This window comes from Bradyrhizobium sp. CCBAU 11434, from assembly GCF_028128895.1.
GTDB classification, from domain to species: Bacteria; Pseudomonadota; Alphaproteobacteria; order Rhizobiales; family Xanthobacteraceae; genus Bradyrhizobium; species Bradyrhizobium zhengyangense.
Genome location: NZ_LBJX01000070.1, coordinates 1 through 11,730, shown reverse-complemented (window position 1 = coordinate 11,730; position 11,730 = coordinate 1). Strand labels below are relative to the sequence as shown.

Here is an 11,730-nt window from a genome sequence, read left to right as displayed (position 1 = left end):
GGTCCAACTCGGGCATTGACCAGCTTCGTCGCGCGATGCGCTATTTGTCTCGTGCCAAGCCCTGACTTCAAAGGCCGGAAGGCAGAAAGGCCGCGATCTCGCGCGCAGGCACGAAGTATTTGGCGACGTCGCGATTATAATTCTTGCCCATTGAGAGAGGCGATCGCGGTTGCATGATCTTCCGGCTCATGATTCCCAGCAGGCAACGCTGCTGCATATCGAACACGCCTGACCCGGAATTTCCCGTCCGCGCGACATCCTCGATCGCCGTGCTGAATCGCCGCAAGCCTATCGGGATGCGCTCGGGCGATATCACACGAGATGGGACCACGCCTTCGGGCACAACGGTCACGACGGGCTCACCCGTGACAGGTTGGTGGCGGCACACTTCCATTTGACGAAGACGCAGCCGCATCGGAAGCAGCTTGTCGTCTACAGACAAGAGGGTGAGGTCAGTTGATTCGAAGCTTCCTTCCTTGACGATTTGGGTCGGGTATTCGACCCCCGCAATCACCACTTTTGGCCAGGTCAACCATCCCCGACCTACCACATGGGCGGCTGTAATGAACGTGCCTTTCCCGAGATAAATGCCATAGCCTGTCCACGTCTGTGTCGGGGTACGGTGAATATTGACTGCATAGGGGAGCAGAGTGTCCTCCGCGAACTGCAGACTATCTTGGGCAAACTGGACGGCTGGGGGCGGCGGGGCAAAACCCAGGCCAAGCGCAGCTAGAAACAACCCCCCGCTAAAGTAAATCCCGCGAATGCGTCCCGACATGTGCCACCATTACAGCATCGCTCCGAAATTCGAAAACGAGCCAATCTCGCAGCTAACATATCCGAGCGTCAGGAGGACGCCCCAGTGAAGAATTTTAGTTCCTGGGGGGGGACGGCCGCCAAGAGGTCGTGGATAAACTGGTCTTGCAGCTGGAACGATGCTTCTCGTGGCAAGCCGATAGTAGAGACCCTGATGAGCGCCCCATCCGGGATCAGCCCGCGCAGCCCGTACTTGAGGCGGCTTAGCTGGTAACTGACCACGCCATTTGACACATCGTTGCCGATCCGGATCCAGTAGGTCACCGGCTCGTATCGCGACTCTCGCTCAGCGATGAGACGAGTCGCCAGGATCGGCGAGGCTCCGTTGCGGAAGCTCACGGGGGCGTCAACCTTGTCCGAGACCCTAAAGCCGTTGGCGGTGTAGCAGATCTCGGGCCGATGGGCCTTGAGCCTGTAGTTTTGAACCGGCCCGTAGGCCACCATCAACATTACGATGTGGCCCTGACCGTCCGAATAGCCGCGGCCGACTTCCTGGCTATAGACCTTTGCAGACTGCGGATCCGGCTGAACATAGGCCTCGGGGTCGACCGGCTGTACCGGGCTAATTTCAGGTACGATTTTCCAGGTTCCAAACTGACGCGGGATCACGGTCTCCAGGCTTGGTGCAGCCGAGGTTCGCGCCATAAGCTCGCGCGGGGCGAGGACGTTGGCCATGACGGCGGCGCCCACAATGGCGACCGAAGCGAGCACAAAATGAATACGGGACAATCGCATGTTTCGAAATATACCGGTCTCGATTGCCGAAGAAAAGTCGCCTCAGGAACAATTTAATGCGAGTGAGAGATTTTACGATGTTAACATAAACCAACCAAACCCGGCGCCAAACCTGACGTTCGGCTCGACGCGAGCCCGCCAAGCCGGTAGTGATCGGTAGTCTTTTTTGAAGTAGTGCTCTTGGCGCTTACTCGCCCAGATTTTGTGCTCAAATCGCTCGGAGTTCGTTTTATGAGGAACTGGCCGAACTGGCCTTATCGCTCCGTTGCCGTCGTCGTTTGTTCCGCTGCTTTGCTGGCCGGGTGCGGCAAGAAAGAGCAGGCCACAGCCCAGCGCGGCCAGGTAGTTGCCCATGTCGGCAACGAGGTGATTACCAATCAGGAGCTCGAAAACGAGTTTCGTCTGGCCAATATCCCGCCCGACAAGCAAAAGGACCCTGAAATCGTCAAGCAGGTGCTGGGGCAGCTGGTCACGCGCAAGTACCTTTTAGAGCAGGCTCTCAATGCCAAGCTCGATCGCGAGCCGGGTGTCCTTCTGGACCTGTTGCGGGCGCGCGAGCAGGTGCTCGAAAACGCCTATCTGGTGCGTACGGTCATGTCCAAGCCGCCCACCAAGGCCGATATCGACCGTTATATTGCTGATAACCCCGCGAAGTTCTCAAATCGCAAGCTGCTGCAGGTCGATCAAATCGCCTTCCAGTTTGGTCCGGCATCTCAATCGGTCGTCGAATCCAGCCGCGACGCAAAGTCGCTTGATGAAATCGACCAGCAACTGACGGCGGCCTCCGTACCGCACGGTCGCCAGGGTGGTGTGCTCTCGAGCGGCGATGTCGGTCCGGAGCTGTTTGACAAGATCGAAGCCAAAAAAGCGGACGATGTCTTCTTCATTCGTTCCGGTCAAAACGGAATTTTCTTCAAGGTGCTAGGTGAGGAGCCGCGCCCCCTGGAGGGAGCGGCTGCAGCAAACGTCGCGCGGCAATTGATGCGAAATGACGCACTCAAGGGAGAGATTGGTATCGCAACTTATTCGGCTAACATGGAGGCCAAGTTTGAGGGCGACTATCAGCAAATCATGCAGGGGCAGGGGAAGAGCCAGTAGGTCCTGCGGCTAGGCTCGGCTCGAGGATCGCAGTATTTCATGACGACCGTTTTCGATATTCTCACTGTGACATGCTTTATTGGATTAGTGATCGCCTTCTTCCAGTTTACGGATCGAGAGCGCGCGACGCTTTTGCATTTTCTTCTGGCTGGAGTCGTTTTCGCCGTCGCCAACCAGGTCGGAAATGGAGGCCACTTCTATCTGGCAGCCGTCCTTGTCTTGGCGGGCATTGGGTATGCCGCGCTGGGGGCCCGCAGATAAATGATTGTTGCTGGATTCTTCCGATGCTAGCCTATTGAGCATTCAGCACAGTGGATAAATGCATGACATATTCCCAGGTGGTGCAATCAGCAGAAGCCCGGCCGTTGTCCAAATATGTTTGGCCGGCGCTCCTCGTCGTCTCGGTGCTGGCCGCCTATTTTCCCACACTCCTGACGTTGATTGATGGTCCTTGGCAGACCGAGCAGGAGGGGCATGGTCCTCTCATCATGGCAGCGTCGTTGTGGTGGGTCTGGCAGTCTCGCGCTCGTCTGAAGGCGGTTGAAGTATCTCCTGCACCGATTGCCGGCTGGGCAATTCTGCTGTGCGGCCTGATGCTGATGTATCTTGCCAGAATTGAGCAGGGCCTGGTGACGATCGAAATGGCGTCGCTGCTGCCGGTGATCGTCGGATGCATCCTGCTCACGGCAGGCTGGCCGACGCTGCGCATCCTGGCTTTTCCGATCGGTTTCCTCATCTTTGCCGTGCCGATGCCGGACTGGCTGGTCGACGCCGCTACCGTGCCGCTTAAAGTCTTCATCTCGAACATGGTCACGAAGGTGCTGTACGCAGCGGGTTTTCCCGTGGCGCAGAACGGTGTGATGATCATGATCGGCTCATACCAACTCCTCGTGAAAGATGCCTGCTCCGGAATGAACTCAATCTTTGCTCTCTCGGCAATCGGAGTTTTTTACGCATATGCATTCCGCTGGGAGGAGAAGCTGCGGAGCGTGCTGCTCTTGCTGGCGATTATTCCGATCACGATTCTCGCCAACTTCGTGCGAGTCTTCACGCTTGTTCTCATCGCCTATTATGGCGGGCCGGACCTTCTTGAGGGCATCGTGCACGATATGACCGGCATTGGCTTGTTCATCGTCGCCGTCGTTCTCATGTTCATGTTCGACGCGGTGTTGGGTTTGGCGTTCGGTCTGGTCAGCCGTCTTCGAAAGCGAAGTGTCCCGGAAACTCACCCCCATACGGCCTGAGCGTCAGCGGCAGCGGTTTCCTTCAGAGCGCATCTCGGTCGGCTTGCGAGATTCGATTGACTTGGTGAATCGGACTTCTAATCTCCGGGTTGCGTTTAATGGGCGAATCAATGCGGTTTTGCCGCTGGGCGCAAAATGGGGAAATGACAAAAATGCTCCTTAAGAAGCTAACTCTCGCTGTGGTGTTATCCGTCAGCAGCTTGCTTTCTGCCGTTTCAGCCAATGCCAGTGTGTTCGACTTTACGTATGGTGATTCCGCAAATGATATCTTTGGTCACGGGACATTCACGACGAGCGACGTCGCCTCTCCCTTCACCATCACGGGAATATCCGGCACAGAGACATATCTCGGTTTGACTGAAACGATCCTTGGGCTGTCGAGCTACGCGAGCGCGAACAACCTGTTGTTCATTCCTGCTCCATTTGTCGATTTCTCGGGTATCGCTTTCACGACCGCATCAAACCAGTTTGGAATTGGGTGGACCGGCTCGAACTACGGAATTGTGGATTTCAACTCGAATCCTTCGGGAGGCTGCTGCGGTACTGAGGTTACATTTAACGTCACAGCCGTTCCGGAGCCTTCAACCTGGGCCATGATGATTTCGGGTTTTATTTGCGTTGGCTACTTGGCCATGCGCCGTCGCCAATCACAAAGGATCGCGCTGTAGCGGTGAGTTGGTGACAGAAGACCGCCGCTGGCGGTCTTCTTGCATCGCTGTTGGGCGCCCCGCGTCTTTGCGAGGCGAACGTCAAGCCAAAGGCAAAGTAAATTCCGTCGGAGGCGCTAGACGTAGCTCAGGACTGACCGCTGCGGTTTCCGGGCTCAACCCTCTTTCGATAGGGGCGACTATCTGCATCGGCGGTTCAACGATGTCTTCGTTCGCCCCTTTCCTCTGCGGTCAAGTACCGCAGCATTTCGTCCAGTTCTGAAAGTCTTTGTTCGATCTTGATTGCGATATTTTTTTGGGCAGTTTTGAAGAGAACTTGCTTTGTTTTTTCATCAGAGCTGCCATGGCAACCTTTGTTAATAGAACCAGCTCTTTTGCCTTCTCTCCCAAACGAGACGCCCTTCAAAATGGCCTGAGCCTGGGGCAGAGCTCGCTCCAGTGACGGGCAAGGTGCGTGCAAGTGGAGGCTTGGTGCGCCGCGGATCTGACCATAACCTAAGCCTGTGGGCATATCCTACGGAGTTCGCGCCTGCGAGCTCGCGCGCAGCTGCGCCGCCAACAGTGCATCCCCAAGCTGCGCGTTCGCAATTCCTTGCGCTTCTGTCCTGAGCTGCGATCAAGGCCTCGTGAACACCCGGCTGTCAATTAGGGAAGTACTTCCGGTATCATCCGTCAAGCCGCTGCGTCCCATGACCGTTTCAATCGAGCTTCGCCATGAAAATTGCATTCGCTCTCCTCGTCTCGGCCGCGCTCTTGCACGTCGGACCCGCTGAAGCTCAAGCAACCCGATTGCGGGTGGAGCACGGAAAATTCGTCGTCGCGCAATCATACTGCGGGATGTGCGCAGACACGCGAACCACATGCGTCCTCAAGTGCAACGGAGCGGGCGCGTGCATTCAGAGGTGCGACGACGACTTTTTCGTCTGTCGCGAACAGAATTGTGGACGACGCTGACGTCAACTCGATTGGCCTTCGGACAGCTCACCTCTTTGCAAGCGACGAATGCGCGTAATTTGACGACTCTGTCGGCGTATTGCCGCTTGTACCATGGCGGTAAAATGCACGTAGTGCGGGAATTAACGCGGTAACTTGATTGTAGGCCTGGAATACTGCCACTTAGGCGGCAGTATTCATCCTTGCTGCCTTACAAGGCCTAAAATGTTGTTTTTATTGCGCTATTCAAGCCGTTGATGGTGCAGTTTGCCAAGATTTCCCGATTATTTTGACGCCTGCCTCGAAAGGAGATAACATTATTAAATAATATCTTCGTGCATTCGAGCGTCGCGGTTTTTTAGGAGTTGCATCACATGAGCCGATTTAATGTTCTTAAGGCGATCGCCGTCCTCGGCTTTAGCATAGCCAGCGCCAACGTTGCGGGCGCAGCCGTCGTAAACGAAACTTTCGATCTCGATTTGAATGGTATGACCAGCGGCACGTGTCCGGGGGGCATCTGCGGAACGGTCCATTTGACCGGGAATACGACCTCCAGCCTGACGTTCACTGTTGACTTGGCCCACGGGGTATCTTTTCACGCAAATCATAGCGGAAACAGCGGAACGGGAGCGTTCTTCTACTTTCAACTGACCGATCCGGGCGGCCCTTCGATTGCATTCTCCAACATCGGTGACAGCGGGACCATTGGCAGTGGGACCTACAGCTACAACCCATTGGTTGCCGGTTCTTTTGATCCGAACCCGGGAAATTTTCCGGGAACCTATAATTACGAAGCGACCTGTACCAACAATACTTCGGGCAAGATCTGCGGCGGTCCGTTTCACTTTACAGCGAGCGGAGCGACAGCAGCTCATCCCTTCGATCTTGGAGCGCCGTTGGGACATGGTCTGTTTGCGTCAGATAACATCGCGTTTGTGGCCGATCTTTCGGTCTCCGGAACGTGCGACTCTGCTTGTACAGCGGGAACCGGCCTCGTCGGTTCAACACTCGTTGCAACCGTTCCGGAGCCGTCGACCTGGTCAATGCTGGTGCTAGGTTTCGCCGGCGTTGGTTTCCTCGCTTATCGGCGGAAAAGCCATGGGGCGGCGCTTCGTCTCGTCTGACGCAATCGGACTCAAACGAGAGAGCAAAAGCCGCCCCCCGGGGGCGGCTTTTCGCGTCTGTTGGGTTGGCTGATCGGAAGCTGGATGGAGGCGGCCATGACGCCTACAGAGCTCGATGGATGCTCGACGGATGAGCTTTGGACGCTGTACGAGGCGATCGTCGCTATTCTCCAGCGCCGCCTCGAAGGAGAGATGCGTCAGCTGGATGAGCGTCTTGTCGCACTGCGCGGCAGGTTTCAGGCCGCCCCCGACGAGGCGAACCGGGCTCCTAGATTCAGAAATCCGGGCGATCCATCTCAGACCTGGAGTGGCCGGGGCAAACGGCCTCGCTGGGTTACCGACCTGCTCAAGACCGGGGTGGGACTCGACGAATTGCGAACTCAGCAGGCCCAATCGGGTTGATCACGGCTTCAAGATCTGCAGCAGCGTCCCCTACGACCGTGCAGGAAACGCCAGGTCGAGATCCTCGCGTATCAGCGGCTCAACCTGGTCGCCGTCCGCGCGAACAGGCTGATGAGTTTTGTCGCTTCTCGATCGATATCGTGGCGCTCGAGAACCTGGACCCGGGCGTTCGCCCCCATTTCGTCGATGACCTCGGAGCGTGCCGCAAGGCACTCCAGCATGGCTGAGGTGAGAGCCTCGACGTCGCCGGCGGCCACGAGCCAGCCATGCTGACCGGGTACGACCAACTCGGGAATTCCTGCGACAAAGGTGCTGATCACCGGTCGTCGAAGCGCCATAGCCTCCATGAGAACGACCGGTAGTCCCTCGGCGAAGCTCGGCAGCACCAGCGCACGCGAAGCGAGGATCTCCTGCCGGACTTGATCGCTGGAAATCCAGCCAGTGATCCGAACGATCCCTTCGAGCTTGTATAGAGCGATCAGCCCCTCGATCTCGGGACGCATCTCGCCGTCGCCGGCAAGCACGAGCTCGAACTCGACGCCGCGCTCCACCAGCCGACGGGCGGCATCGAGCAGCAAAAGCTGACCTTTTTGCTCGCAGAGGCGTCCGACGCAGACCAGGCGCCGGCTATCAGCGCCGGCGCCTGCCGGCACATTCTGGTGAAAGCCGGGCTCAAGCCCACAATGGACGATTTCGATCTTGCTCCATTGCTTGTGGGGGACCTGCCTATAAAGCTGACTTCGGCCGAACGAGCTGATCGCCACCACGAAATCGGCGCGTGCGATCTTTTCAGGCAGAGCGATCATTGCCGGTTTGTCGAATTCCTCGGGACCGTGAACCGTAAAGCTCCAGGTCGGTCCGCCAAGTTCACGGACGAGCATGGCGACCTGCGCGGAGTTCGTTCCGAAGTGCGCGTGAAGATGTTCGATTTTTTCCGCGCGCAGCCAGAGAAGCACGCGACAGGCTTCGAGCAAGTAGATGATTTGGACCGCAAGAGGCCGGTCGGCCGGACGGCGAGTCTTCCAGACCAGCGCGGCGGCGGCGGCTAGGCGGGCCGGGCTCGTCGCCAATATTTGCATGAGTGCCGCAACGAGCCCGAACGTTCTGCCCTTGAGGACGTAACGTGTTCGCTTCTGCTCGAACTGGTCTTCCTCCCCGAGCGCCTGGTCGCGCCATCCCCTGATCGCGATGCGCATCACCTCAAGCCCCTGCCGCTCGAGAGCCAGGATTTCCCGACGGATGAAACTATGGCTCACGGCCGGGTATTGATTAACTAAATATGCGATCCGCATGCGTGAAAATCGTTCGCCGTTGACGGGGGGCCCATTCACCTTGTCATCGCCTTGCACTTCAAATAGTGCTCTAAAGTATTGTAGATGGCCGACTTAGCGACGAAAGACCGCAGAGTTCAATTGCTTATTTGCGGGCACGGTTAATCGAACGACTGGTCCACGCCGTGCGAATTTTATTGAGACCCTTGTCGCCCTCCCGTCTGGAGCCGAAGGACGCCGTGAACCATCAAAGCAAAGCCGGAATGGATTGATAGATGATCGGTCATTCGACCATTCTCAACGCGGGGCTCAGGGCGATCCTTTTCCATCACTTCTTTTTTGGTGGAGATAACTCGGCCGATGCGCGCGAGAGACTGAAGCGCCAGTGCGATTGGTTGTGCCGAAATTTCAATCTCGTCACGCTCGGCGAGGTCCAGCGAGGTCTCGCAACAGGCACTCTGCCGCCGAACGGATTGCTGGTTACGATCGACGACGCCAAGATCGAGATCTTGAACGTGCTGGATATTTTTCAGAGCTTCGACGTACCAATCAGTATATTTGCCTGTGTGGGGTGGTCCGCCCGAGAGAGCTCCGGTCCGGTCAGCCCGGAGATCGCCCTTGCGACGCTGGTGACGAATATCCAATGGTACCAGGGGCCGCCTCTCGCGTTGGATATCGAGGGGCAGCTCTTGAGGATTGGCGGTGATGGGGATCAGCGAGCTCGAGCGATCGATTTGATCCTGAACTGTGCCGATTGGACTAAGCTCGACGTCCCGCAGGAGCTGGACTGGAAGCGGCAAGGGAAAGGGCCTCGCGTGTGCTGCTCGATCGACGAACTGTCCGATATGGCCTCGGAGAGGGTTGCAATCGGCGGTCATTCCGTCACGCACATCAAGCTCGCGACTGCGAGCTTGCAGCGGCTCGATTACGAAGTCGGCGCGACGCAGAAGATATTGACCGATGCAATCGGACGCTGCCAATCATTTGCCTATCCTTACGGGATGGATGGGACACATAACGTCAATACCTATCGGGTGATCCGTGAGGCCGGTTTCGAACTCGCCTTCTTGACCCACTCAGATCTCATCTCAGCCGGGACCGACCGTTTCAAACTTCCGCGGATATCAATGCCAGATCGAGCGATGTCGCATGCAGAATTTTGTCTGCGAGCGGGGGGAGCAGGAATACCATATCGCAAGCTGAAAAGCTTGCTGTCGGTAGGCTAGGCTGGAGCGTCATGCTGCTAGGTAATCTGCTTGCTGTTCTCGCCGGCCTTATGGCGTTTCCGGTCATGGTGCTGCTTATCGAGGTTCTGGCCTCGTTGGCGGTTTTCCACGATCAGCTGGCCGAACATCAGGGTGTTGGAAGTTCGGCGAGCGCTGCGGTCGTGGTTCCTGCTCACAACGAGAGCTCGGGGGTCGTGCCGACTGTGCAAGACCTGAAGCCACAACTAGCGCCTCAGGATCGTCTGATCGTAGTGGCAGACAATTGTTCGGACGACACGGCTGCGATAGCGGCAGCAGCCGGCGCCGAAGTGATCGAGCGCAATGATTTGGCTCATATCGGCAAAGGATACGCGCTTGCCCACGCGATGGCCCACCTCAAACAAGACCCCCCGGATATGGTGTTGTTCGTCGACGCGGATTGTCGCGTGCAAGGTGACATGCTTCCGCGTCTGAAGGACGCCTGCGCTTACGCCTCGCGGCCTGTGCAGGCCTGCTTCTTGATGACGGCCCCGGAGCACTCGCCCGTCGATCACAGGCTCGCTGAATTCTTCTGGATCGTGCGAAATTGGGTTCGGCCGCTCGGTCTCGCCGGTCTCGGATTTCCCGTGCAATTAATGGGAACCGGGATGATGTTTCCCTGGCGGTTGATCCGAGATTTGCGAATGGACGGAAATTTGGTTGAGGATTTGAAGCTCGGTTTGGATTCGGCCGCAATCGGCTTCCCTCCCTGCTTTTACCCGTCTGTCGTGGGGACGAGTGAGTTTCCCATAACTCAGCGCGGGACCGAGACGCAGCGTCAGCGTTGGATCCAGGGACATCTCCGGATGATTCTGCAGCAATTGCCGCGATATTTGCTCCGTGCTTTGGTGACCCGCAATCTGGGGCTGCTCGTGCTGGTCCTGGATATGATGATTCCGCCGTTCTCGATGCTGGTCCCGCTGATTGCATTGATGCTGTTTGCAACTCTGGCGTGGTTTTTGATCGTAGGGATGGCCACTCCGCTCATTCTTTCTCTGGTCAATTGCGCTGCAGTAGGTTTTGCTGTGCTTCTCGCGTGGATGAGGTATGGTCAGCAAATTATCTCGTTGGACGAGATGATGCGGCTTGGGGGGTCCTTGCTGAGCAAGGTGCCGTATTACGGTCGGGTCTACTTCGGGCGAAAAGTAGCCTCCTGGATCCGTACCGATCGGACGAAGGTCGATCAATAAGGTGCGGGTCGCCGGGGAGCATGAGTTACACGTCAGACAAGCTTGTATCCACTTTGGCGACGCGGCCGAACGGGTGGGGCTGCCGTGTGTTGGCCTATGTTCTCCTCCTGATTGTTGCATTCTCGAATACGCGGCTCGGAGGAGCGGCTTGGACCTCCTATGCGGGAGTGTTCGTGACCGCTTGCTTGGCAACCTATATGTTGCCGTCGAACGCCCCTACCTCGTCGGCGCGAAATCGGATGTTGGCGGTTCTCGGACGGCTCTATTCGTGGCCGCTGCGCTATCAAATGACGGCCGCAGCCGCGGCATTCGTGGCTATTGAAGTGCTCGACAGCTATGCGGGAGGTTTCAAGCTTGGCCGAATATTCAATATTTACATGGCTGCGGTTTTCACTCACGCTCTAGTTTTTGGGCTGCGCAGCTCACTGTTGATGTGGCTTCTGGCGACAGTCACGGTCTACTTCGCCGAAATACCGCCAGAGTTCTCGTTCAAGTTGGAAACAATAGCAGGGTTTGCAGATATTTTTGTGTTCATGTACCTCGGCATACTGTCGCTGGCCAGCGCTTACCTTCTTCGTATCAGTTCGATTCTTGGCGATGGATTAGACGAACGTCGCTGACCGTGGTCGGCCTGAGCGAGACAACACACGGCATCTTCAAAGCTTCTCCGGTATCCTGCAGGCCGACGCCCAGGGCGGCTACAACGAGCTGTATGACGCCTCCCGCGCGCAGGGACCAATCACGTCCGCACTCGTCGGGCCCACGCCCGGCGTCAGTTCATCTAGCTGGCGGACATTGCTGCCAACACGGCGCGACAAGAACGCCGCGACGATCTCGCCGATTGCCCTGGAGGCGGTCAAGCGCATCGATGCGTTGTTCGATGTTGAGCGCGGCCTCAACGGCCAAGGCGCCGAAAAGCGTCTGCTGGTGCGCATTCCGACGAAGTCGGCCGTGGATTCCGAGCGAAGCCGGCCGCCTGTACCGATTGAAGCCGGCCAGGGATTC

12 protein-coding genes and 1 pseudogene are annotated in these 11,730 nt (G+C 57.2%); 10 read left to right on the top strand and 3 right to left on the bottom strand.

Annotated elements, in window-relative coordinates:
• Positions 1-67: 67 nt before the first annotated feature.
• Positions 68-778 carry a trypsin-like peptidase domain-containing protein gene (locus tag XI06_RS14915; protein WP_271605714.1) on the bottom strand — a complete coding sequence of 237 codons (711 nt, stop codon included), beginning with the start codon at positions 776-778 and terminating at the stop codon, positions 68-70.
• Positions 779-846: 68 nt separating this feature from the next.
• Positions 847-1,551, bottom strand: coding sequence for an exosortase-associated protein EpsI, V-type (gene epsI / locus XI06_RS14910; RefSeq protein WP_237874291.1), 705 nt, complete (start codon positions 1,549-1,551; stop codon positions 847-849).
• 231 nt (positions 1,552-1,782) lie between these two features.
• On the opposite strand from epsI, the gene XI06_RS14905 reads away from it, so the two are divergent.
• From XI06_RS14905 to XI06_RS14880, 6 genes are all read left to right on the top strand, one after another.
• Positions 1,783-2,649, top strand: a complete 867-nt coding sequence (locus XI06_RS14905; RefSeq protein ID WP_271605713.1) for a SurA N-terminal domain-containing protein — start codon at positions 1,783-1,785, stop codon at positions 2,647-2,649.
• A 39-nt stretch (positions 2,650-2,688) separates the two neighbouring features.
• Positions 2,689-2,910, top strand: coding sequence for an XrtV sorting system accessory protein (locus XI06_RS14900; protein WP_237874293.1), 222 nt, complete (start codon positions 2,689-2,691; stop codon positions 2,908-2,910).
• 62 nt (positions 2,911-2,972) lie between these two features.
• Entirely contained in the window at positions 2,973-3,893 is a 921-nt protein-coding gene (xrtV, locus tag XI06_RS14895; RefSeq protein WP_271605712.1) for an exosortase V, read from the top strand.
• A 152-nt stretch (positions 3,894-4,045) separates the two neighbouring features.
• Positions 4,046-4,561, top strand: coding sequence for a PEPxxWA-CTERM sorting domain-containing protein (locus XI06_RS14890; RefSeq protein ID WP_271605711.1), 516 nt, complete (start codon positions 4,046-4,048; stop codon positions 4,559-4,561).
• A 1,307-nt stretch (positions 4,562-5,868) separates the two neighbouring features.
• Positions 5,869-6,618, top strand: coding sequence for a PEP-CTERM sorting domain-containing protein (locus tag XI06_RS14885; RefSeq protein WP_271605710.1), 750 nt, complete (start codon positions 5,869-5,871; stop codon positions 6,616-6,618).
• 96 nt (positions 6,619-6,714) lie between these two features.
• Positions 6,715-7,020 (top strand): H-NS histone family protein, encoded by a 306-nt coding sequence (locus tag XI06_RS14880; RefSeq protein WP_271605709.1) that lies wholly within the window; start codon positions 6,715-6,717, stop codon positions 7,018-7,020.
• Positions 7,021-7,091: 71 nt separating this feature from the next.
• On the opposite strand, the gene XI06_RS14875 is transcribed toward XI06_RS14880, so the two are convergent.
• Complete coding sequence (locus XI06_RS14875) at positions 7,092-8,369, bottom strand: glycosyltransferase (protein ID WP_333909333.1); 1,278 nt, start codon at positions 8,367-8,369, stop codon at positions 7,092-7,094.
• A 197-nt stretch (positions 8,370-8,566) separates the two neighbouring features.
• Between XI06_RS14875 and XI06_RS14870 the strand changes: the two genes are divergently transcribed.
• The 4 genes and pseudogenes from XI06_RS14870 to XI06_RS14855 form a co-directional block, all read left to right on the top strand.
• Entirely contained in the window at positions 8,567-9,517 is a 951-nt protein-coding gene (locus tag XI06_RS14870) for a polysaccharide deacetylase family protein (protein ID WP_237874304.1), read from the top strand.
• 11 nt (positions 9,518-9,528) lie between these two features.
• On the top strand, positions 9,529-10,725 hold the full coding sequence (locus tag XI06_RS14865; RefSeq protein WP_271605708.1) for a glycosyltransferase family 2 protein: 1,197 nt from the start codon (positions 9,529-9,531) through the stop codon (positions 10,723-10,725).
• Positions 10,726-10,814: 89 nt separating this feature from the next.
• Positions 10,815-11,345: a DUF4118 domain-containing protein gene (locus XI06_RS14860; protein ID WP_271605707.1), complete on the top strand. Its 531-nt coding sequence runs from the start codon at positions 10,815-10,817 to the stop codon at positions 11,343-11,345.
• A 25-nt stretch (positions 11,346-11,370) separates the two neighbouring features.
• Positions 11,371-11,730, top strand: a pseudogene (locus XI06_RS14855) (IS66 family transposase); the annotation flags it as partial.

Excerpts from the sequence above, each read along its gene's own strand:
- XI06_RS14915 (WP_271605714.1), bottom strand. The coding sequence starts at position 778 with ATGTCGGGACGCATTCGCGGGATTTACTTTAGCGGGGGGTTGTTTCTA.
- epsI (WP_237874291.1), bottom strand. The coding sequence starts at position 1,551 with ATGCGATTGTCCCGTATTCATTTTGTGCTCGCTTCGGTCGCCATTGTG.
- XI06_RS14905 (WP_271605713.1), top strand. The coding sequence starts at position 1,783 with ATGAGGAACTGGCCGAACTGGCCTTATCGCTCCGTTGCCGTCGTCGTT.
- XI06_RS14900 (WP_237874293.1), top strand. The coding sequence starts at position 2,689 with ATGACGACCGTTTTCGATATTCTCACTGTGACATGCTTTATTGGATTA.
- xrtV (WP_271605712.1), top strand. The coding sequence starts at position 2,973 with ATGACATATTCCCAGGTGGTGCAATCAGCAGAAGCCCGGCCGTTGTCC.
- XI06_RS14890 (WP_271605711.1), top strand. The coding sequence starts at position 4,046 with ATGCTCCTTAAGAAGCTAACTCTCGCTGTGGTGTTATCCGTCAGCAGC.
- XI06_RS14885 (WP_271605710.1), top strand. The coding sequence starts at position 5,869 with ATGAGCCGATTTAATGTTCTTAAGGCGATCGCCGTCCTCGGCTTTAGC.
- XI06_RS14880 (WP_271605709.1), top strand. The coding sequence starts at position 6,715 with ATGACGCCTACAGAGCTCGATGGATGCTCGACGGATGAGCTTTGGACG.
- XI06_RS14870 (WP_237874304.1), top strand. The coding sequence starts at position 8,567 with ATGATCGGTCATTCGACCATTCTCAACGCGGGGCTCAGGGCGATCCTT.
- XI06_RS14865 (WP_271605708.1), top strand. The coding sequence starts at position 9,529 with ATGCTGCTAGGTAATCTGCTTGCTGTTCTCGCCGGCCTTATGGCGTTT.